The organism is Leptolyngbya sp. FACHB-321 (genome assembly GCF_014695975.1).
Lineage (GTDB): Bacteria > Cyanobacteriota > Cyanobacteriia > Leptolyngbyales > Leptolyngbyaceae > Stenomitos.
In genome coordinates, this window is sequence record NZ_JACJPI010000059.1 from 38099 (window position 1) to 58347 (window position 20249).

Sequence of the window (20249 nt, forward strand, 5' to 3'; positions counted from 1 at the left end):
CAAAGACGTACAGCAATTTGAGCCCTGTCCTCATGAAAGCTTTATAAAGTGCCTCCAGCCATGAACTGTAACTTGCTCTCAGCGTTTGGCTTGCAGCAGTCAGTCTGGTTAGTTGCTGTCGCTATTGGAGCAGCGCTTATGTACGGCGACTTCAAAACGAGGGCACTTGTTCCACGACCATGACTGGAATGGGACTCGACTCTAAAACGGCTTGTGAAACCGACCCAACAAGAACGGTGTCCAACGGTTGATGTCCTCGTTTACCCAGCACAATTTCGTCCACGTTGTAGTCCTGGGCAGTGCGAACGATCGCCTCTGCGGCTGTCCCTTCCACCGTCATAAATCGATAGCGGATATCTGCTAGGAGCAATTGTGTTTTTGTTCGGAGCCATTCCATCTCGGTTGGATCGTTAGTGCGGCTCACGTGCAGCACAATGACCTGACTATCGCTGCGACGCGCCAGTTCAGCCGTTTTCGTTAGCACTTGCACTGCCAGAGGAGAGGTATCGACAGCAGCCAAAATGGTAATGCGACGAGCGATCGCTACTTTAGTGGGATCGACCTCGCCACGTTCCAACAGTCGAGGAGCAAATGTCGGAATTGCCCAGGCTCCCAATGGGGCTGTCACTAAAATTGAGAGTGCCGCGATCGCCAGAATGATTTCGCCGCCTGTAATGCCATTGGCGAGAGGAATCGCGCCGATCGCTGCCTGAACCGTTGCTTTAGCCGAATTTCCGGGTAGCAAAAAGAGACGCTCTCGCCAGTGCCAATTGCTGCCAACGGTGGAGAGATACCAGCCGAGCGATCGTCCAATCAAGGTGCCAATACCCAGCAAGATCAAGCCCGGCAGCAACACAGCGCCCAAAACATTGAGTTGAATACTGGCTCCCAGTAGGACAAATAAGAAGATTTCGGCAAGTGTCCACAAACCATCGAACCCACCCCGCAAGCGTCGGGCTAAGGGTGCATCGAACTTAGTTAGAAAGAAACCCATTGACAGGACGGCAAGATAGCCAGAATAGAAGGGGAATGGCTCAGTCAAAACCACCAACAGCAGGGCAACGCTAGCGGCAACTAAAGTATCCTGTACGGCAGTCTGTGTCCAGCTTTGTTCTGCCAGCAGAGACACTAAGACGCGAGCAGCGAAGGCTCCCAGCAACACACCTAAACTAATCTGAAGTACGATTTGCAAGGGCAAGAGCTGCAAGGCACTTAGGGTGAAGCCACCGTGTAAGGTGATTCCTGTTGTTGCTCCCTGTGAGAGAACCGCCAGCAGCAGGCTAAAGATCAGGAGCAACAGCACATTTGACAGCGCACTTCCCGTCAAGATTGCATCAGGAATCCCTTTTCTGACTCCCCACCCCAAACTCTTTAACCGGAGCATGCCTGGTACAATCACCGCTGGCGACTCTGCCCCAATAATGCAGCCCAGCAGTAACCCTGTAGAAAAATCGAACCGAAAAATGACGATCGCGGCAAGGGCGATCGCGATCGCTTCGCAGATGGCGGGTAAAAACCCTAACCGCAGTGCTACTGTTCCCTGTTGCTTGAGTTTCTCGCGGTCTAGTCCCAACCCTGCCTTCATCAGGATGACCATGACTGCAATGATTCGCAAAGCATTCGCTGCATCCAAAACGCCTGGACTGATGACATTTCCGACTTGTGGACCCAAGATCACCCCAACGATGATCATCCCCACCAGGGCGGGTACCTTTAAGCGACGGGCAATCTGACCAACAAAAAAGCCCATCAAGACGATCCAGAGCAGACTTGCAAACATCACGCAATCTCCAGCGAACGAACGACTTGCCGTGACTTGCGTTGGAAGTTGACATTAACAGCTCTACTTTCCGCAGCAAGCCGGAACAGTAGGAGCGATCAGCCCTTTAGTAAAAATCAAAAAAGCCAGGGGCGGTTTAGGCGAGCGCTATCACCTTGTCCATACTGTACAGGGAATTGGTATGAGAACGTGCAGCAGCAAGCACGTCCTTATCCTCACGGCTCCATCTGGCTGGAAAGCCAAGCGAAGTAAGCGTGGGCAACCTGCTAATCTTCTGGTTTCAACAACCAGAAACCGCTGTAGGTCATACCAGAGTCGTCGGGTTGCACCAGCAAAAAATGGAGTCCCTGACTGAGCTGCTTGCGCTGTTCGTATGCTTGCCCAGCCGTAGCAACCTCAGCATCCTCAAAGGTCGTCAGAATCCAGCGATCGGCTAACCCAGCTTCCAGAATCAAGCCATCAGGAGCACCGGGAATGTAGCCTAGCGAGACAGGCTGAGACTGTTGGAGCCAGTTGGCTAACCGCATGGCTTGCCGTCCACCATCAATCACTACACCTGGAATGGGCACTGTGGATGCTAGCCCTAGCTTGAGCGGCAGCAGTGCGTCTGGCACTGACAGAATGGGAATCATGCGATCGCTAACGGTATCAATGAGGTCGACCGCAGGCAGCGAGGCAAACCGCCAGCGATCGCCCCACAGCTTTTCTGGCAACGGTACAGGCGGCAGTTTGTCTAGTATTAATGGCTGATATCCCTGCCCTGTATAGCTTGCTCCTAAAGAGTCTGCAAGCGTTGCATATTGCCGCGATCGCTCAACGAGCCAGTGTTTGAGCCGGGGCGTGCGTCGGGTTGGCTCGATCGCAATGCCCAACTGCTGCCCAGCGGTTTCGAGCAGGTGAAATGTTTGCGGTCGGAACACGAGGAGGCGATCGGGCAAGGTATGACCTGCCTCCATCCACGCTTGCAATTGTGCCTGTAATTGGGTCAGTAACCAGCTTGCGCTTGCCTGCGGCTGGGCGCAGTACGTCACAAACTGAAAAGCACCTACAGAATCACAGAGCAGCAGTTCCCAAAGCGGTTCGCTAGCCGCATTCTGTAGGGGACGACGGTAGAAATCAAGTTCCCAAACGGTCATGCGTCAAGATTAGTTGTTAGGTGTAATGCCAATTCGGTTTTTGCTGGTTACAAAGCCTTCGTAGGGGCAAGCGATCGCTTCTCTTAACAATCGTTGTATCCCAGATGGTGTGAAATTGGCATGGGTAATTAGCTACTAGAGTCTGCTAAAAGTTAGTAACTTGCAAGCACCTACCTAATCAAAGGGTCTGGCAGTGGCGATCGCCCAACTCGCCTCTCAACTGTCTACCGAGACCGCAGGCAATTACCACGACACCAACAGCGGCATATATAGTACAGTTTTGCCGTTGCCATCTTTGAAGAAGCAGAGCAACTTGGCTTCCTCCCTCAAAATCCAGCACGTTACCCCTATCACCACACCTGAATACTTCACTCCCGCTAAGAGTCTCGACGCTGTTGGGGACTTATCTTCCCTACTGGCGAGAAAGTTTGCAGGAGATGCTAAAGGAACTGAGATCGAGCCTTTAATCGCCTCTGTCAGCCTCTAAACTTCTAGCGGTCTAACGACCAAGCTCACCGGACGCAAATAACCTTGAGAACTCCCCAACTAGCTTGTAGCGTTCTGGTGCAGGGATTGGTTATGCCTGTGACCGCTCGGATGGCAACCGTGACTGAATAAAGCTGTATCCACGATCAAACCGTGGAATCATTCTGCAGTTGAGCTGTCTAAGTTCATCAGTAATATCAGGGCTATCAAAGTCCTTAGAGTTTCGATTTAAAAAACAAGCCTGTTCTGGTAAATCCCGCCGTAAATGAGTAATAACTGATGCGTATACAAGTGCATCTTGCGGTGTTAAGTCGTAAGTAGTTTCATAGGAGGCTGCTTCACACAAGATATTGACATTAAGTGCAATAATTTCTCCAACTTTAAGGAGCCGAGCGCGACACTGAACAAAACGATGTCTTTCTTCCTCGTTACTCTGAATCATCAAGCTAGCAATATCCTGAATGCTCTTGATACGACTTGTATAAGGGGCTGTACGTGAAAGCTGCCGCAACTCAGCATCTAACGACTGCTGCAGCTCTCGACGACTTCGCGCTTGGCGGCTCAGTTTTTCATGAGGTTCAGCAAGGCTATAAGCTGGAACGATGAGCTTTGCTTTTCCTGCTTCACAAAGTTGCAAAATCTGTTCACAACTTGAACACTGCTCTTGCTCAAAGGTTAGTTCTAAAACAAAGTTTGTCTCAACATAAATATTCACGCAGCCGCCTCATGCTCAAGCTTCCCTCCAATTAAGGCAGCATAAAGCCCTGACTCAATTAACCATTGTTGAGAAGCATCAATGTTCTCAGGCAATTGATCTGAATGAATTATTTCTCCAAGCCAAGATGTAATGATGAGTTCTAGGCTCGCTCCACTAATTTGGTCAGCAGCTACTCCTGCTCTCTCAAAATAAGGTTGAAGAATTGGGGATGCATCAATAATGTAGGTAGGTTCGCTCTGATCCTGATACGCCTCAGCATTAGACCATAGATAAAATTTATCTGGAAAAACCATCAAAAAATACGGAGCTTTCGGAAAAGTTCTGTGTGCAAAGATATTTCGACGTAGCTTTATTGTCCACTCCGGCGATACATTGGTTTTACGCTTGATCTCAACGGCAAGAGCCAATTGACCGTTACGATTGTCAACTGACAAGTCCCAACCAGAATCAGGTCTCATAGCCATAATCCGCTTCTCCTGTAAAACTGCTACCTACTATAAAGACTTGCACCATCCTAATGCTAACTTCTAGCTAACAGGCTTTTGGGTAAGTCCTCACCCAGATTAAGGGATATAACTATTAATAGACCTAATAGGACAGAAGTTTTCCATTTAAGATCCCCTAATGTATGAATAGGCGGAACGCTTCGGCACAACACCTCAGATTTAGTACTTAGATAGAATCTTTCCGCATAATATCTAATTGATGGTGGATAGACAGAATTCTTGCGTATGTTTCTAGATTTCTGTGGCTATGAGCGGTCTGCGCTGGATGATCGCAGTATCTGCAACGTTGCTGACAGAGCGGGAGACGATCGCACAGATGGTCGGCGATTTTAAAACTGTAATCTTTACTTGTGCAGCGGCACTATGAAAAAGCGACCCTTTTTAAAAACCCCTTCTAGACGAGCAGTAATTGCTGTTGTGGAAGATCTTTCGATCGCAGCCTTTGCTACTTGTTTTTTGACACCCTTGAACGGCCCCTTTAGCAAGCGCTGTAACATAGAGCTTGGGTTCCTAAAAGGATAGCGAGATGAGCGAAGCCAGCCAGCCACTGCAAAACTTGGAGACGCAAATCGAAGCTAGAGTGCAAGCCATTCGGGCTGATCGAGACTGGTGGCCTTGCCGTCGTGGCTGTGACGCTTGTTGTCGTCACCTCGCCCATCCACCTGAGTTAAGCGCAGCCGAATGGGTCAGAGTGGATACTGCTGTGGCTAGTCTGCCCGCTCCTATTCAAGCGGTGGTGGAGCAAAAGATCGAGGCACTGCTGCAGCAAAGCATAGAGCAGATGTTAAGTGCGGCGGTGGTGTGTCCCTATCTCGATGAACAAGCAGGAGCCTGCCGGATCTATGACGCTCGCCCGCTCGCCTGCCGGACTTACGGCTTCTTTGTGGCGCGTGACCATGACCAATACTGTAAGCAGATTGAGTCCGAGGTGAACGACCGTGGCGATGACGCGATCGTCTGGGGTAATGCAGAGGCAATACGCCAGGACAGCGTACGCCTGAGTGGTCAACCGATCGCCTTTGAAACGCACTATCGCGATCGCATCAAGCTATAAGGACATTGCCGAAAAAGAAGATTGAGTCAGCGCTTGTAGTGTCGCCCCAAGCCCTGCTAATGCTGGAGCACTAAAAGATTCGTTCGGTGAAATGGCAAGGCTCTTCAAAAAGTTTCCCATAATCATCTTCCTTGAAGGGGTTGGTTTTGTTGTGATAAAAACTGCAAAACTCGTCGGTTGAACTTCTCTGAATTCTCAATGAACATGAAATGTCCGCCACCTTTCTCTTCAAAGATTTTCAGTTCAGAGTTTGGAATGCTTTGATGGATCCAGACTTGCGATCGCCACGGAATCATACTTTTTCTGCCGCTCACAATCAGAGTGGGTTGACGAATCCTGATACTGGAGCGTTAACTGCTCTGTCCCATGACACATTCTGTTTGAGCAGGGTTATTGATGCGTTCAGAGCAGAATGCAGGAATGCGGCAATCTGCTGTTGTCGGGTTTCAGCATTGGCATTCTCAGCCAATTGGGACGATCGCAGTACAGCCCCAACCCAGTGTTGGGTATGCCAAAAAGCCTGACCATCTAGGATAGGAAGATTAGCGGTGTCCGGATACGGATACGGATATATATACCAGTAGGGTTCTGGATAGCTGGTGTCTCCAGGCGACAACCCAATCCCGATCGTCAATGGATGCCCGTTTTTGGTGCCGGGAAGTGTAATCAGCATTGCGATATCAAGGTGGTGGGGCCAAATGTGGATCGCTGAAGCATTCTTGTTAGTAGTAGCGATCACCTGAAGTAGCCGATCGGTCGTGATGTAATAATCTGCTAATTCACGCAATGCCAACGCTTGACTGGCATCAAAAGCTGCACCATGAGCCAGGGGATGATCGGGAAAGTCATTCGGTGGATAGTCTAAGGACACAATCTTGCTGGCGTCTGCACCAAGTTTAGAAACCTCTTGCTGGAGCCACTCTAAGCCTTCTCGCATGGTCTTTCCATGTAATGGCAAAGAGGCGATCGCATCATTCTGATCATCTACCACGATTAATGTGAGGCTGACGGGTTCGAGTGCAACTTGAAAGGGCTGAGTTGCTGGAATCATTGAGCCAACAAACACCTTTAAAGCTGGATTCCATCCAAAGCTGGTGTGGCTGTTGTCTGGTAACGGTTCTGCCAATGCCGCAGCCGTTGCGGCAATATATTGAACGGCATAATGCAATTTCAGTCTGCTTTCAATCAGTGCTTGAGGGTTGATTGTTGCTGGTGTCATCATGCTCATCTTGTTCTCCGGTAGGCGGGTGAGCTTGCTGCCCACTTGGTATACATTTCATTCTTCAGCTATCGCCTTATTCAGACCACTCAAGTTCTTTGATTTAAGACACCATTTATTACCAGCAACATGATTTGAGTCGCTGGAATCTCAGCAACAAGTTACTCCATCGGACGGACTGCCAAATTTTCTGCACTGCTGCGATCGCTGTTTCGTTTTGAAGTAGTGCGTCAGGCGGCAGAGCCATTGGCACATAACCATTTCGTCTGTTGCGAGTGGATTTGTTTCAGCAAGTCAGCCGCTAATTGCAGATCTCGTACCATCAAATAGTCATAAGTCGATCGTGCAGTCCGGCTCATCCTTGGCTGCACTATTTAGTGCAGGTTGTTTGGCTCGATCAACGGCTCCCGTAGCTTCAGTGGTTCAGGAATGGCACGAGCAGCCGCTGAATTCAACTCTGTAGACTGTATGTTTTCGAGACAATCCCCATGCTTAAGTTTCCCCTCGTTTTGAACCTATCTCTGCTCGGCTTGGCGACTATTGCCACTTTCAACCTTGCTGGTACACCGACGAGCGCGGCTCCCCAGCTTGAGGCAGCTGCTACCCGCTCACAGCCAGTCCAAGTCTTTCTGCCCAAAAAGCCTGGGTCACAACAGGATTTCAGCTATGTCGAACCGGTTTGGCGGCAGGCACAAACAGCCAGTGTGGCTCAGTTTGCGATCGCGCAAGTCATTGCAGGACCCACGCGTCAGGAACAACAACGAGGCTTTACGGCTCCTATCACTCTACGAGGCACTTCTAACTGTGGTAGAGACTTTACGCTCGCCGTAGTCTCCAATGTCGCCAGACTTCAGTTTTGTCGGCAGGTGCTTTCCAGTGGCGTGGGCGACGATGCCCGAATGACCAGTGCCCTCAAAGCCACCCTTAAGCAATTTCCTACCATTCGCTCGGTAGTGCTGCTAGACCAAAACGGCAATTGTTTGGGTGATCTAAGTGGCGACAATCGCTGCCTGCGTCGCTAAAGGGTGCTTAGCATCACTCTCTAAAACGATAGCTTCCACAACTAGCTGGCTGAACGTTAACTCGTTACATGTATTTCGACAGTTGAGATTATCTGCTCACCTTCATGCTGCAAGAGCTAGACATCCCGTCAAATACCAGCCGATTTTCCATACTGAGAATTGCTGAGGTGTTACCCTCAACCTTGCTCCATAAATTGGGCAACCATAGCTAGCGGAATCGCCTTTATCAAGCTTTAGAACTGGTGATCCGCATGCTCTTTCTCCTTCGCTATCCTTTTAATGTGAGCTTACGCCGTCAGATCACGACTTGTACCAATGTTGTCAAGGACTATAACCGTTTTGCGGACTTACTCTTCTTTGGTAAGCAAGGGGTGATTACGGATAATGACCTAGAGGGGCAGGAGCAACGACTGAAGCATCTGAACTTGGTCGTCAATGCAGTAAATCTTTCATCAGCCACCTGAGCTTTAAGTGCAGAGGAGATGCACTTGAACCGAGCAGTGCTATGGAAAAGGCGCAATAGTTTACTTGGGTTACTGCCACCGCCTAAAGGACATGATGGACAAGACGCAGCAGTTTGTCAGGCTTAAACCTTTAACGACGGCTTTGGAAAACTGCTTTAAGCAACTCTAAACTAAGACAGATTAGTGACTGCGAACTTCTTTCTTTTTTGCTTAATGTTGAGGTGTTGCAATCAAGTTTTAAGAGGCTGCGTGTTTGATGCGATCGCAGCCTCTTAAACTCTGCCAGATTCATCAATAATGTGACTTCGTTTTCTTGCTAGGCGTACCTTCAAACGGTTGTACACCTGTCTCTGGGTAGGAATCATCGCTGGGTCCGAAGATACGTACCAACGCACCTGAAAAATATTGAACCACGTTATCAAACTGCTTGAAAAGAGACATAGCGGTTACCTCAAAAAGACAGATTTTGATGCAAGCTCAACAGTGATAAATCTTTGCTTTTAGCACTATGTATGCCAATGTCTTCATTATGATATAGCTAACAAAAAAGCAACGTTCTTTGCATTAATTGTTTAAGTTTACTCCACTTGCCAGGCGTGGGGGTTCTGCTACTTGCCACGGCATAAAAGCTGGACGCGCTTAAAACACTGACTGGAACTTGCACAACCTCGCGTCCAATCGATCGACGACAGTTTCTGCTAGCGCGGTGAGTTCAGGCACCTCCACTATGCTCTACAACAGTTGTCCTCTATAGCGGTAGAGAATCACACGGAATTCGTGCTTGCTCCGTTGCGAAGTGAGCAACTATACAAGGGGGTGAAGGAAGAGGGGGTTAAGCCAACATAAGGGCAAAAAGGTGCAAGTAAAAATTTCACCTGCCCTTCATTTGACCACTGGACAGCTTTTGGACTAAATGCTCCCAGTGGCACAGGGCTCAAAGGTCGATTCTTTCGTTGCGAGGCACCTCTAGAACCCTCATGCTGCCGCTGCCCTGCTGCTGTACAAGCAATGTGCTGCTTTGAAGACAACAGATCATTGCTTTTTTCAAACTCAGTCCAGGTAAAGCTTCTAGGTCATCTGACACCTTCTTGCCCTTATGTTGGCTCAACCCCTAAAACGTCACAGCATCAAGGCTGATCAACGTGATGCCACAACGCTGGCACTTGCTTCGTTAAGGCTTCCAATAACAGAATGACTGATGCCAGGTCTAATTCAAATGACGACAGCAATAGTGCAACCCTTCTAAACAGCAGCATGGCAATGAGCGTACGGCTTCCTTCTTTCATCAGCGGGTTGTTGAGTTTGCTCTTGGCGCTAGTGCTGCTGGGACAATCCACTGTTGTTGTAGCAGCCCCCGATCACGTTCTTTATGAACAAGCACAGAAAGCCCAAAGTAGTTTGCTCAAGACACTGGAAACCCTTGTCAATATTGATTCTGGTACAGGTAATCAAAAGGGGCTCACGCAGGTTGAAGACCTGGTCATTGAGCAACTCAAAGCGGTAGGCGCAGATGTTCGGACCATTGCTGCTATGCCCAGTGCTGGACGGACAATTCTGGCTACAGTGCGAGGCACTGGCAAGGGCAAGATTCTCCTCCTTGCCCACACCGATACTGTCTTCAAGGCAGGCACAGCCGCGCAACGTCCCTTCACTATTGTGGCTGGTAAAGCCTACGGTCCTGGAGTGATGGACGACAAAGGCGGCATCCTTTTCGGCATTGAGGCGCTTAAACTTTTACAAGCACGGCATTTTAAGGGCTTTCACACCATCACCTTTTTGATTAATCCCGATGAAGAGAAAGGCTCGTTTGGTTCCCGCGCTTTGATCAAAGAAACGGCTAAAAAACATGATGTGGCTCTAGTGCTGGAGTTTGGGTCTCCACAAGACAAGGTCACCGCATGGCGCAAGGGCATCGGTTACTACGGCATTGAGGTCCGAGGTCGAGCCGCCCATGCGGGAGCGGCACCAGAGAAAGGTTGTAATGCCCTACTAGAAGCAGCGTATCAAACCTTGAAACTCAGCAAACTGAGCGATCCGAACAAACAGACAACGGTTAATGTGACGGTTTTCCAGGCAGGTGAGCGTGCGAATACCATTCCAGACTTCGCCAACGTGCAAGCTGACGTGCGGGTACTGGAAGCCCAAGAATACCTTCGCCTCGAACGTGACTTTGTGCGGTTAACCCAAAACAAACTGCTGCCTTGTACAGCCATTAAGGTGCGGGCAGAACAAGGTCGTCCACCCTTTCCACCCAATCCCCAAACCGATGCGTTAGTGAAAAAAGCGCAAGCCATCTATCAAACCATTGGTCTTAAGCTTGGCGTGGAAGGCAGCGGTGGTGGTACTGATGGCAACTACGCAGCTTCGGTGGGCACACCCACCCTAGATGCACTCGGACCCGGCGGCGGCGGGGCACATGGTCTAGAGGAATATATCGACTTGGATCGCCTTACACCGCGTCTTTACCTCCTTACCAAACTCTTAATCGCTTTGGGCAGTGCAACCTGAGGCTCGAAACCTGTGTTTTCGAGTGTTGAGAAGGTAATCTGGACCCGCGTGCGCATTTGAACAGAAAGTTACGGTTTTGAATTCGGGTATTACCGAAAGCCTTGGCATGTAGGATTTATAGCTATAGGTGGCATCGTGCCGAGATCCGTGTAAAAGTTTATCATATGGGTATCAAAGCCCTACGCAGAGGAAGTTTCGCCATTTGCCTCCAAACAGGGCTTATTGGGTTGGTTAGTTGCCGTGCCAGCAGAAGGGCAACGGTAGAATGCGGCTTTCAGGCGACGCATAGAGAAGAAATCAGGTGCTGTACTAGCTGTTTCCCAGTAGTACAGCGTCCAAAAGTAGTCCAAACCTGTACTAATCAGAGCTTTCAGCGATCACGACTAAATGTCAAAAGGCTAGAGCGTCTATCCAGTCTACGTTTCAAGGCGATATGATAAAAAATCACACGTATCCTGATGTGCGATTCGTTTCTGCCCAAGTCAAGCCCCTCCATCAGGTTTGGAATAAAGCAGAGTCAGGGGCTTCACCCTTGATAACTCAACTTCTGTGTGGTGCGTCCAACTCGGACAATTCCATCTCCCCTAGTGCTGGGGTAACAGCGTAGCCCTCAGGTGTGCGACTGACTCTCAAGCGTCTGAAGCAGGGCTAAAAGGCGGTTACTCAGAACCCGACTGAGAATCCCGTCGAGCAGAGCTGCATACGGCTAACGCAAGTGAATCCATGTCTGAACCATCGTCAACGTGAACAAGCCCACGCGGGTTCATGGGCTTGCCCAAAAGGGAATAGATCAGAGGCGGATCGTTTGTCGGGACGATCTGTTAGCACTCTCAAAGATCTCGGTGGAAAGTGGGAGCCTAAGTGCAGCACAAAACGGAAGGTGGGAACGAAGTAACCGCCCCAATTGCTCTCTGGATCGGTCGATACCAGAGTAGGTAGTCAACCGCATGGATTGGAGAGGCGGGATTGTCTCAGAAGCCAACGCCTTTGGGAAAGCCAGGGGATATGCAGACGGAGACACAACAATTGGGAAAGTAGAATTGTCAATCGCAATGCACACGTCATGAGCGAGTTAACGACTACGTATGAATGGAGCACCCTGCCCTGGCGTAAGCTAGAGCGCCAGGTGTTTAAGTTGCAAAAGCAAATCTACCAAGCCGCTTGTCGTGGTCAACGGGCAAAAGTTCGCAGGCTTCAACGACTCCTGATTCACTCTTGGGCAGCGAGAGTTCTGGCCGTTCGACGAGTGACGCAAGACAATGCGGGCAGGAAGACAGCAGGCATCGACGGCTTAAAGTCGCTTCCACCGAATCAACGGCTGTCCCTCGCTCAACATCTCAAGTCTGGTTGGGGCAAAGCCTCTCCCATGCGTCGGGTCTGGATTCCCAAACCGGGCAACTGAGAAGAACTCAGACCGTTGCAGATTCCAACTTTAGAGGATAGGGCAAGACAAACCCTGTTCAAGCTAACGTTGGAACCGCAATGGGAAGCCAAGTTCAAGCCACACTCGTTCGGCTTTCGCCCTGGGCGCTCCTGTCACGATGCAATCGTGGCGATCTACCTCCAGGTTTGTCATCAACCGAAATGGATTTTAGATGCCGATCTAGCAAAGTGTTTTGGCACGATTGCGCGACAACCCTTATTGAAGAAACTGAACGCCAGTCCGTTTGTCACTCGGCAAATCCGAGCTTGGTTGCGGGCAGGGGTAATGGACAACTTCCAATACTGTGAAACGCCACAAGGCGTACCACAAGGCGGAAGTCTTTCACCCCTACTGCGAATGTGGCGTTGCATGGCATGGAGAAATACATCGCCCGTTATTGCAAAGGGGCAAGGGTGATTCGCTATGCCGACGATTTGGTGGTCATTCATCCAGAACGCCAAGTCATTGAGCGTGCCCAACAGTTACTCTCTAAGTGGTTAGAGAAGATGGGATTGGTATTCAAACCGAACAAAACCCGCATTCGCCACACACTTAATGCAGTGGATGGACAGATTGGGTTTGACTTCCTGGGTTTCTCCATTCGGCAATACCGAATGAGCAAATATAAATCTGGGCGGTCAATGAAAGGATACAAGACGATTATCCAGCCCAGTCAAGCAGCTATGCAGAGTCACCTTCAGCGATTGCAGGCGGTGATTAGAAGCCACAAAGCCGCCCCACAAGCTGCTTTGATTCAACACCTCAACCCGATCATTCGGGGATGGTCAGCTTACTTCTCTGCTGAGTGTAGTAAGAAGGCTTACGCCAAGCTGGATTACTTGCTCTATCAAAAGCTGCGAGCCTGGGCATATCGGCGTCATCCCAACAAGAGTGGATATTGGCGAGCCAGTCGCTATTGGTTGGTTAATCAGAGAGCCGGATGGGTCTTTGCTGCCAAGCAGGGAGAATCTGGGGTGCAGCTCCGGCCTCATGTTGAAACCCCAATTGTGCAGCATGTTAAGGTTCAGGGCAATCGCAGTCCTTTTGATGGGGATTGGAGCTACTGGGCAATGCGGATGGGCAAACACCCAGAGCTACCGAAGCAAATTGCCCAACTGTTGAAGCAACAACGCGGACAATGTTCGTACTGCAAATTGTACTTTAAATCAGAGGATCTCATGGAAGTCCACCAGGTGGATGGAAACCACCAAAATCATAAAAGGGGAAATCTGACGTTATTACATCAGCACTGCCACGACCAAGTTCATTCAGGTATGCATGACAAGCACCCAGTTGTTGAGGAGCCGGATGAACCTAACGGTTCACGTCCGGTTTTGCAGACAAGTCGGGCAGGCGACTGTCCGGCTTAGTCTAACTACACCCCTCGATCGCGGTCCTTAGCGCCAGTGTGTCATGGATCGACGGCAGCGTAATCATGGTGAAGCCGTCGTACTTGCACTGCAACATGAAGGCAACCTCACGGGCTGCCTCTGGGGTTTCAAAGAGTAAGCGCATTGATCGCATTCCATGATGCTACCTCAAGGAAGGCTGTACTTAACCGTGGTGGAGATCGCCCAGGGGTGTCAAAAAAGGGGTATAAACTGTAGGCTGCTAGAACCCTTTAGCAGTAGCAGTTGCTGCTGAACTGGAAAGGGTGTCAAAAAAGGGCCCTTTGTTGCCGTGGGCAACTAGCCAAGCACTAGAGTGTTAGACAACGATCCCAAGGTGAGTTTCAAGAGTATGAGGGAGAAGGATAGCACTGAGGGTGTTTCACAGCCAGAGTTCAAATTAACCCGATAAGCTCAACTATTGCCAGCCTGAAATTCTCTCAAACTCCGTTTGGTAAATTTGTAGCGTCTTTTCATCGATACAGACTAACAGAACTTGTCCAATGGCAGTCGACTGAAACAAAAAACGTCCAATCGTCTCGAAGGCAGTGCGAGCAGCCAGCTCGACTGGAAAGCCTAAAGTGCCTGTGCCAATTGCAGGGAAAGCGATCGAGCGGATGCCTTCTAGCAGTGCCATCTTCAAACAACTTTCATAGCATTGAGCTAACACTTGAATTTCTGCCTGCTTTCCGCCCTGCCACATGGGACAAACGGTATGAATAATCCATTGGGCTGGCAGATTAAAGCCAGGTGTGCTTTTTGCATCCCCTGCCGCACACCCGTTCAGCTGCTGACACGCGACTTCTAATGCGGGTCCAGCCACTCGATGAATGGCACACGAAATGGCACCTCGATCCGATAGGGATTGATCGGTTGAATTGACGATCGCCTCAACTTGTTGTTGGGTAATGTCGCCCAATATCGGACCTCTACCAAAGGCATAGCGGAGGTTAGTGTGCCCGCTACTACGCCTGCTGCTCCGGGAATACGCTTGCTGCCCAGACATCTTGCGATAGCTGGCAACTCGACGCTGCTTTAATGCTTGCTCCAGGTCGTCCAGTGCGGCGGCTTCTGGGGCTGACATCGGCAAATTAAAGCTTAATATGTCTGCTTTCGCCTGCTGTAACACTTGACTAGCAGCACCCATCTCGCCACGATCAACTAATTGCACTGCTTCTTTCTTCGCCCGTGCTGTCATCATTAACGCAACCTGTTGCTGCACCTCCTGATTGAGGCGGAACGACTCCAATTGATGGAAAGGCACTACGGGCAATTGGAAAGAACCTCCTACCGCTTGAAGTTGCTTGGCTTTGTCCTGCCAACTCAGACGCACCCTTAATAGCTCACTCGCTTGCGCCATTGCTGGCACCTTAAGCCGCAGCACAATTTCTTGCGGACTTCCTGCCACCAAATTCGGTAACTGAAATCGTCCCTGACTATCTACAGTCAAGTCATTCAAAACGTCTGCAACCACAACGTCTCCCTGAGGCTCCAGGCTTAAGCAAACGCTCGTGCCGAGGGTCGCTGCCAATCCCTGTAACTTTTGTTCAAAAATGATGGGCAACTGTTCGGGGGAGGCAATGTAGTAGTAGTTGCCATCGCCACTGGTTGCCATCGCAGTGAGAAGATCTTCGTCGTAGTCATCCCCTACCCCCATTGTCGATGTGCTCACTCCACGTTTTGCCAAACCATGCACATCACTAGCGATGGTGTCTGGATTCGTTTCTCCCACATTGGCTAAACCATCCGAGAGCAGAATGACTCGATTCAGTTGAGCGCTCAAATTGTGACTGGTTTGGATGCTGCCCTGTACCCACCCCCCGTGTAACGCCGTACTCCCTCCTGGCTGTACCTATTGTACCATCCGCAGTAGGCTGGCTTTGTTATTGGCGGTCGTGTTGGCAACCAGGGGCTGCACCTGGTCATCAAAGATCGTGATGCTGATGTGATCGCTCGCCAAGAGTTGCTCAATGGCATAGCACACCGCCTGTCGAGCATAATCAATCTTTTTGCCTGCCATTGAACCCGAGCGATCAATGACAAAGCCAAGATTCAGGCTGGGGCGTGTTTGCTTCACCTCAAGTTGGGGTGGCGTGATCCGCAGCAGCACATCCAGGGTGGTTGCCCGATCCGAACAAACTACAGGACGCAGGGGCAGAAATTCAATCTGGGGTAAGGTCATTTTGAGGCTCTCCGTTTGGGGCCGAAGGTAAACAGAATTTGGCGAATCAGTTGCAACAGGCTTTGTTGCTCTTGCCCACTGCTGGGGTAAACAAAATTGTGTCGAATATGAAGTTCTAAGCCAGGTAACACTTCCACTCTTGTCCACTGGGTAGAGGAGGGTGGTGCCAGCGCTGAGGGCGGAACAGGGACGGGCGCAACGGGAGGGGGGGGTGTAGAGGGGAGGGAGGGCAGCGACTGCATAGGTGGGGTCTGCCGTTGCTGCACTTGTTGCAAGAAAGCCAGGGCTAGATTGGCTGGGGTGATCGTTAATTGCACTCCGCCCTGCAGTAATTCCTCCAGTTCTTGATTGGTTTTAGAGATTGCCAGTTTGTCGATCGCGCTGGCTCCATAACCTTCAGCCAGCAAACGCCGCACCAGCAGTAGTTGTAGAAGATGACGATAGAGATAACGCGCTTCTCGTCCTGCTTTCAGTGGCTCATCCAGCATCCTCTGACTGGCATAGTGCCGAATCAAGCGGGGAGTCACATCCTCACGCACACGGGTATGGGCTTTCTCCTCTGGTAGAAACTGGGGCAGTTGCTCGTTTGCCACTTGTACCAGTTCCTCTAAAGACCAATGAGGGTCTTCTAGAGCAAGCGCTTGTAGGGGTTTCATCTTCAGATGCTAACTCTGACAAGTTTGATTGTCAATGACAATGAGAACTGAAATTGTTTTGGATGAATTTGAGGTGGACAACTAGGGCTTGAGATGCAGTCAAGTAGGACATCAACTTGCAAAGCGGCATCAAGCTCGTCAGTCATGCCAAAGGTGCCGGGTTGCTTACCCCCATTAAAGCACTAGCTTTTTTGCTTGGAGGGGTAGCTGGGAAAACCTTAATTCATGTATGGCAATGATTGAATCGTTGCCATACATCATCTTGAAAGCTGCGGTGCGATCGCCTAGAGGGGTGTCAAGAAAGGTCCATTTTTCATCATGTCAGTGCAGCAACCTTACGAGCGCACGTTCCAAAAGTTCCCCTCCTTCTACTCATTAACTTCTTATCGATAGTTAATGAGTGGGGAAAGCTAAACGCGGGGCGAGCGTACGGGTTGTGCACTGGCACTATGCAATAGCGACCCTTTTTTGATACCCCTTTTAGACCAGAAGCAACTGCTGTTGTGAGGAGCTTTCAGACCACGGTTTTTGCTACCCGTTTTTTGACACCCTTGCACTGACCCTTTAGCGAGCGCTGTAACATAAAGCTTGAGTGCCCAAAGGGAGAGCGAGATGAGCGAAGTTAGCCAGCCACTGCAGCACTTGGAGTCATGGATCGAAGCCAGAGTGCAAGCCATTCGAGCTGACCGGGACTGGTGGCCTTGCCGTCGTGGCTGTGACGCTTGTTGTCGTCACCTGGTCCACCCACCGGAGTTAAGTGCAGCCGAATGGACCAGAGTCGATGTGGCTGTGGCCAGTTTTCCTACTCCCATCCAAACGGTGGTTGAGCAAAAGATCGAGGCACTGCTGCGGCAAAGCGTAGAACAGACGTTAAGTGTGGCGGTGGTATGTCCCTATCTTGATGAACAAGCAGGAGCCTGCCGGATCTATAACGCTCGCCCTCTTGCCTGCCGGACTTACGGCTTCTTTGTGACGCGTAACCATGACCAATACTGTAAGCAGATTGAGACCGAGGTAAACGACCGTGGCGAGGCGGCGATCGTTTGGGGCCATGCAGAAGCGATCCGCCATGACATCGAACGGCTGAGTGGTCAATCGATCACCTTTGCCACGCACTATCGTGATCGCATCAAGCTATAAAGACATGGCTGCACAAGACCATTGAGTCAGCGTTTGTAGATCGCCCAAAACCCTGCTAATGTTACAGGACCAAAGGACCGCTTGACCACTTGGAAGCCTGTTCGCCAAAGCTACGAACGTTAAGCTTTAACGTGAGCGCACCAAACTGGGGGCGGTTTGCTCAAGGGCAGGGTGAGCCGTAAGGCGTGGCAGCACTACTCACCGCAGGAGCCCTCCTCGACCCAAGCGGCGTAGGGCGCGAAGCTGTGTTCAATGGCTACGGCATAAAGAGCGGGCAACTCGTAGGTGTGCAGGTCGCGAACCGCAGCCTCGACGGCAGGATACTGTGCGGCGGTGGTCTTGAACAGCACGCGCCACTCTGGTGCGTCCTGGGCGGCACCGTTCCAAGCGTAAAAGCTTTCAATTGCGGTGATCTGAGCGCACGCAGCCAGTTTGCGCTCGACAAGCGCCTTGGCGAGGCGGCGGGCGTCTTCCAGTGTGGCCACCGTTGTGTAGACTGCGATCAGTTTCATGGCTAAGGAAGTAAGTCCCTTTTGACCCAGCAAGCCTACAACGATGGCTCTCTGGCACAGGGTATAGCTGTATATGGGATTGAGTTTAACTCATCCCAAGTCGGCTTCGTTTTAGCAACGGTCTTTGTTGACTTAAACCGTCCGAGCTTCAGCCCTCAAGGGAACAGTTCAAACCAAAAACAATGATTTTGCGCCATCACAGACTGCTTAAGTGGAATCGGGCAGGCATTCTAAAGGTCCTTGTCTGTGAATCGTTCATCTAGAGCTACATGGTAAAGTAACGGTGGCTGGTTTTCCTTTAGTTGTTCTTGAGTGACGAATACTGCTTGCTGTAGATTTACGCCAAGCAATATAGCACCGCTGAGGTTGGCGTACTGTAAATTTATCGTTCCAAGGTTAGCACCGCTGAGGTTAGTACCGCTGAGGTTGGTACCAATGAGCATGGCACTTCTGAGGTCGGCATTACGGAGGTCGGCACCACTGAGGTTGGCATTCCAGAAGGCGGAAACTCTGAGGTCGGCACCTCTAAGGTCGGCATATCTGAGGTCAACACGTTCGAGTCCTGTATTAAAGAGAACGGCATCGTTGAGCTTAGCACCGCTGAGGTTAGCACCGTTAAGCTTAACACCGCTGAGGTTAGCACGTTCGAGATTAGCACCGCTGAGGTCGGCACGTTCGAGGTTGGCATCACGAAGGTTAAGTCTTAATTTGCTGATGATATCTGCTTCGATCAAAAAACGAATAACGCTAGTTTTACGTGCGCTGTCGTTTTGAAACCTCCGTAGGATTGATAACGTCCTGGCTCGAATAATATCAACTGCCGAATCTAATAGCTCTTGATCTTCAGTTGCCACTTTAGATTGTGACTGATTTTCCGTTCCCAGGGTCTCCGGGTGCTTTACCTTGACTGCGATCGCCAGCAGATTCTTATCAATCAAAAGTACTGATAAGCGGTCAAAGTAGCCTTGCAGAACCTCTTCCCTATTTTCTTCTTCTGCTAGCTCATGCTGCTCTTTAGTCTCTGCCTCAGTGCGTTTCTGCTGTATCTGCTGGAGCCAATACCCCAGAATTGCTAAAGATAATGGCACTCCTAGCAGACTCAGTAAATCCCAGAGAGTTTTCCCATCATCAATTTTAGTTGCTTCAATAGACTTGGTAATCTTCCCGTGTTTATCTTTCTCAATGCTGATGGTGGTGACAGATTGCTCCTTTCCAAAGCCTAGTCCTCCAGGCTAGAGGTAGGGTTGGGAACCCCATACAACTCCCAAAGCAAGCACAGCGAAGCACAGCCACCCTACTGGGAGCTTCCGCTTTTTACTCCAACCTTTCCCCTCCCAGAGGCTGCCAAAAAGTTGAAGGAGCTGTTGTTTCGGCAGCAGTTTTAGCTTCGCAGGCTTGTAAGAAGGCATGGTTCGCAAAAGACAACTCTCTAGCAGTGATCATGGCAGCTTTACTTTAATTTCTCTTCCTAGAGACTCGATAACCATGATGAATCTATGGCTCGCGGAGTTAGCTGCTTTGATCTACAATCGCTCCACATCACATTTAGGAAAGCATTTCAGTAACTTTGCCTGATTCATTTAGTCAAAAGTCAGTCCAGCTAGCTTGGCATAAAATTTCAAAGCCTTTGATAGAGGCACCTTAAGATGCATCTACCCGTCTGCACTTTTGCAGAGACCGCAACGGTGCGGACTAGTAGAAAAGCAAAACCGCTGCTGTATAGAGCTTCCAAGGATTGTGCCAATTATGGCAGAGCTAAAGTGGGTGGTGCATAAGCACAATCAGTCGTACTCATACATAGGGAGAGCGTCAGAACTCGCATTGTTGGGTTATGGGTTCTCAACGAAACTTGGCTTCATCCACTGCGTACTCATACATAGGGAGAGCGTCAGAACTCGCATTGTTGGGTTATGGGTTCTCAACGAAACTTGGCTTCATCCACTGAACGTTCGCACGCACGTAGCACACACTTCCACCTTGCACATAAACGCTTAATCACGATTGTCTTTCTGAACCTCTTACAAACGGTTGACCTATTGACGGTAATGAGACGCT

At 50.1% G+C, this 20249-nt stretch carries 21 protein-coding genes, 2 pseudogenes and 1 riboswitch; of the genes and pseudogenes, 9 read left to right on the forward strand and 14 right to left on the reverse strand.

Features of this window, described 5'->3' with window-relative positions:
• Nucleotides 1-151 precede the first annotated feature (151 nt).
• Both H6F76_RS14115 and H6F76_RS14120 read right to left on the reverse strand, forming a co-directional pair.
• Nucleotides 152-1780 carry a cation:proton antiporter gene (locus H6F76_RS14115; RefSeq protein WP_190509081.1) on the reverse strand — a complete coding sequence of 543 codons (1629 nt, stop codon included), beginning with the start codon at nt 1778-1780 and terminating at the stop codon, nt 152-154.
• Between the two features lie 82 nt (nt 1781-1862).
• A riboswitch (Fluoride riboswitch) is annotated at nt 1863-1944 on the reverse strand.
• A gap of 102 nt (nt 1945-2046) precedes the next feature.
• Entirely contained in the window at nt 2047-2916 is an 870-nt protein-coding gene (locus H6F76_RS14120) for a Tab2/Atab2 family RNA-binding protein (RefSeq protein ID WP_190509083.1), read from the reverse strand.
• A 193-nt stretch (nt 2917-3109) separates the two neighbouring features.
• On the opposite strand from H6F76_RS14120, the gene H6F76_RS14125 reads away from it, so the two are divergent.
• Nucleotides 3110-3403 carry a hypothetical protein gene (locus H6F76_RS14125; protein WP_190509085.1) on the forward strand — a complete coding sequence of 98 codons (294 nt, stop codon included), beginning with the start codon at nt 3110-3112 and terminating at the stop codon, nt 3401-3403.
• A gap of 90 nt (nt 3404-3493) precedes the next feature.
• Here H6F76_RS14125 and H6F76_RS14130 read toward each other — a convergent pair whose 3' ends face one another.
• Together H6F76_RS14130 and H6F76_RS14135 are read right to left on the reverse strand one after the other, a co-directional pair.
• Nucleotides 3494-4117, reverse strand: a complete 624-nt coding sequence (locus tag H6F76_RS14130) for a PIN domain-containing protein (RefSeq protein WP_190509087.1) — start codon at nt 4115-4117, stop codon at nt 3494-3496.
• A complete protein-coding gene (locus tag H6F76_RS14135; protein WP_190446844.1) occupies nt 4114-4584 on the reverse strand; it encodes a hypothetical protein in 471 nt (156 codons plus the stop codon). The genes H6F76_RS14130 and H6F76_RS14135 overlap by 4 nt, the downstream gene beginning before the upstream one ends.
• A 568-nt stretch (nt 4585-5152) precedes the next feature.
• Between H6F76_RS14135 and H6F76_RS14140 the strand changes: the two genes are divergently transcribed.
• Nucleotides 5153-5680, forward strand: coding sequence for a YkgJ family cysteine cluster protein (locus H6F76_RS14140; RefSeq protein WP_190509089.1), 528 nt, complete (start codon nt 5153-5155; stop codon nt 5678-5680).
• A gap of 316 nt (nt 5681-5996) precedes the next feature.
• Here H6F76_RS14140 and H6F76_RS14145 read toward each other — a convergent pair whose 3' ends face one another.
• Nucleotides 5997-6908, reverse strand: a complete 912-nt coding sequence (locus H6F76_RS14145) for a hypothetical protein (protein ID WP_190509091.1) — start codon at nt 6906-6908, stop codon at nt 5997-5999.
• 221 nt (nt 6909-7129) lie between these two features.
• Nucleotides 7130-7258: a hypothetical protein gene (locus H6F76_RS31065; protein WP_277881233.1), complete on the reverse strand. Its 129-nt coding sequence runs from the start codon at nt 7256-7258 to the stop codon at nt 7130-7132.
• Nucleotides 7259-7387: 129 nt separating this feature from the next.
• On the opposite strand from H6F76_RS31065, the gene H6F76_RS14150 reads away from it, so the two are divergent.
• On the forward strand, nt 7388-7921 hold the full coding sequence (locus tag H6F76_RS14150; protein WP_190509093.1) for a GerMN domain-containing protein: 534 nt from the start codon (nt 7388-7390) through the stop codon (nt 7919-7921).
• A gap of 227 nt (nt 7922-8148) precedes the next feature.
• Nucleotides 8149-8385, forward strand: a pseudogene (locus H6F76_RS14155) (Tn3 family transposase); the annotation flags it as partial.
• A 291-nt stretch (nt 8386-8676) separates the two neighbouring features.
• Here the strand turns inward: H6F76_RS14155 and H6F76_RS14160 are convergent.
• Nucleotides 8677-8826, reverse strand: a complete 150-nt coding sequence (locus H6F76_RS14160) for an isochorismate synthase (protein ID WP_190509097.1) — start codon at nt 8824-8826, stop codon at nt 8677-8679.
• Between the two features lie 819 nt (nt 8827-9645).
• On the opposite strand from H6F76_RS14160, the gene H6F76_RS14165 reads away from it, so the two are divergent.
• The gene (locus H6F76_RS14165) at nt 9646-10893 is read left to right on the forward strand and encodes a glutamate carboxypeptidase (RefSeq protein ID WP_190509100.1); all 1248 of its coding nucleotides are present in this window, start codon (nt 9646-9648) and stop codon (nt 10891-10893) included.
• 179 nt (nt 10894-11072) lie between these two features.
• On the opposite strand, the gene H6F76_RS14170 is transcribed toward H6F76_RS14165, so the two are convergent.
• Nucleotides 11073-11243 (reverse strand): hypothetical protein, encoded by a 171-nt coding sequence (locus tag H6F76_RS14170; protein WP_190509102.1) that lies wholly within the window; start codon nt 11241-11243, stop codon nt 11073-11075.
• A 713-nt stretch (nt 11244-11956) separates the two neighbouring features.
• Between H6F76_RS14170 and H6F76_RS30480 the strand changes: the two genes are divergently transcribed.
• The 3 genes and pseudogenes from H6F76_RS30480 (at nt 11957) to H6F76_RS30490 (ending at nt 13686) form a co-directional block, all read left to right on the forward strand.
• Complete coding sequence (locus tag H6F76_RS30480) at nt 11957-12295, forward strand: reverse transcriptase N-terminal domain-containing protein (protein WP_242036654.1); 339 nt, start codon at nt 11957-11959, stop codon at nt 12293-12295.
• A 15-nt stretch (nt 12296-12310) separates the two neighbouring features.
• Nucleotides 12311-12858, forward strand: a pseudogene (locus H6F76_RS30485) (reverse transcriptase/maturase family protein); the annotation flags it as partial.
• Between the two features lie 141 nt (nt 12859-12999).
• On the forward strand, nt 13000-13686 hold the full coding sequence (locus H6F76_RS30490) for a group II intron maturase-specific domain-containing protein (RefSeq protein WP_242036659.1): 687 nt from the start codon (nt 13000-13002) through the stop codon (nt 13684-13686).
• 1 nt (nt 13687) lies between these two features.
• On the opposite strand, the gene H6F76_RS14180 is transcribed toward H6F76_RS30490, so the two are convergent.
• The 4 genes from H6F76_RS14180 to H6F76_RS14190 all read right to left on the reverse strand — a co-directional run bounded on the left by H6F76_RS14180 (nt 13688) and on the right by H6F76_RS14190 (nt 16542).
• Nucleotides 13688-13831, reverse strand: a complete 144-nt coding sequence (locus H6F76_RS14180; RefSeq protein WP_190509104.1) for a hypothetical protein — start codon at nt 13829-13831, stop codon at nt 13688-13690.
• A 291-nt stretch (nt 13832-14122) separates the two neighbouring features.
• Nucleotides 14123-15487: a macro domain-containing protein gene (locus H6F76_RS31505; protein WP_347276026.1), complete on the reverse strand. Its 1365-nt coding sequence runs from the start codon at nt 15485-15487 to the stop codon at nt 14123-14125.
• Between the two features lie 69 nt (nt 15488-15556).
• Nucleotides 15557-15886 (reverse strand): VWA domain-containing protein, encoded by a 330-nt coding sequence (locus H6F76_RS31510; protein ID WP_347276027.1) that lies wholly within the window; start codon nt 15884-15886, stop codon nt 15557-15559.
• Complete coding sequence (locus H6F76_RS14190) at nt 15883-16542, reverse strand: MerR family transcriptional regulator (protein WP_190509106.1); 660 nt, start codon at nt 16540-16542, stop codon at nt 15883-15885. The genes H6F76_RS31510 and H6F76_RS14190 overlap by 4 nt, the downstream gene beginning before the upstream one ends.
• Nucleotides 16543-17154: 612 nt before the next feature.
• Between H6F76_RS14190 and H6F76_RS14195 the strand changes: the two genes are divergently transcribed.
• Entirely contained in the window at nt 17155-17682 is a 528-nt protein-coding gene (locus H6F76_RS14195) for a YkgJ family cysteine cluster protein (RefSeq protein ID WP_190509109.1), read from the forward strand.
• A 194-nt stretch (nt 17683-17876) separates the two neighbouring features.
• Here H6F76_RS14195 and cutA read toward each other — a convergent pair whose 3' ends face one another.
• Entirely contained in the window at nt 17877-18194 is a 318-nt protein-coding gene (gene cutA / locus H6F76_RS14200; protein WP_190509111.1) for a divalent-cation tolerance protein CutA, read from the reverse strand.
• Nucleotides 18195-18424: 230 nt separating this feature from the next.
• Nucleotides 18425-19282 carry a pentapeptide repeat-containing protein gene (locus tag H6F76_RS31515; RefSeq protein ID WP_199322112.1) on the reverse strand — a complete coding sequence of 286 codons (858 nt, stop codon included), beginning with the start codon at nt 19280-19282 and terminating at the stop codon, nt 18425-18427.
• Nucleotides 19283-20249 lie beyond the last annotated feature (967 nt).

Coding starts and splice junctions, on each gene's coding strand:
- H6F76_RS14115 (WP_190509081.1), bottom strand. CDS start 1,780: ATGTTTGCAAGTCTGCTCTGGATCGTCTTGATGGGCTTTTTTGTTGGT.
- H6F76_RS14120 (WP_190509083.1), bottom strand. CDS start 2,916: ATGACCGTTTGGGAACTTGATTTCTACCGTCGTCCCCTACAGAATGCG.
- H6F76_RS14135 (WP_190446844.1), bottom strand. CDS start 4,584: ATGGCTATGAGACCTGATTCTGGTTGGGACTTGTCAGTTGACAATCGT.
- H6F76_RS14140 (WP_190509089.1), top strand. CDS start 5,153: ATGAGCGAAGCCAGCCAGCCACTGCAAAACTTGGAGACGCAAATCGAA.
- H6F76_RS14145 (WP_190509091.1), bottom strand. CDS start 6,908: ATGAGCATGATGACACCAGCAACAATCAACCCTCAAGCACTGATTGAA.
- H6F76_RS31065 (WP_277881233.1), bottom strand. CDS start 7,258: ATGAGCCGGACTGCACGATCGACTTATGACTATTTGATGGTACGAGAT.
- H6F76_RS14150 (WP_190509093.1), top strand. CDS start 7,388: ATGCTTAAGTTTCCCCTCGTTTTGAACCTATCTCTGCTCGGCTTGGCG.
- H6F76_RS14160 (WP_190509097.1), bottom strand. CDS start 8,826: ATGTCTCTTTTCAAGCAGTTTGATAACGTGGTTCAATATTTTTCAGGT.
- H6F76_RS14165 (WP_190509100.1), top strand. CDS start 9,646: ATGAGCGTACGGCTTCCTTCTTTCATCAGCGGGTTGTTGAGTTTGCTC.
- H6F76_RS30480 (WP_242036654.1), top strand. CDS start 11,957: ATGAGCGAGTTAACGACTACGTATGAATGGAGCACCCTGCCCTGGCGT.
- H6F76_RS30490 (WP_242036659.1), top strand. CDS start 13,000: ATGCAGAGTCACCTTCAGCGATTGCAGGCGGTGATTAGAAGCCACAAA.
- H6F76_RS14180 (WP_190509104.1), bottom strand. CDS start 13,831: ATGCGCTTACTCTTTGAAACCCCAGAGGCAGCCCGTGAGGTTGCCTTC.
- H6F76_RS31510 (WP_347276027.1), bottom strand. CDS start 15,886: ATGACCTTACCCCAGATTGAATTTCTGCCCCTGCGTCCTGTAGTTTGT.
- H6F76_RS14190 (WP_190509106.1), bottom strand. CDS start 16,542: ATGAAACCCCTACAAGCGCTTGCTCTAGAAGACCCTCATTGGTCTTTA.
- H6F76_RS14195 (WP_190509109.1), top strand. CDS start 17,155: ATGAGCGAAGTTAGCCAGCCACTGCAGCACTTGGAGTCATGGATCGAA.
- cutA (WP_190509111.1), bottom strand. CDS start 18,194: ATGAAACTGATCGCAGTCTACACAACGGTGGCCACACTGGAAGACGCC.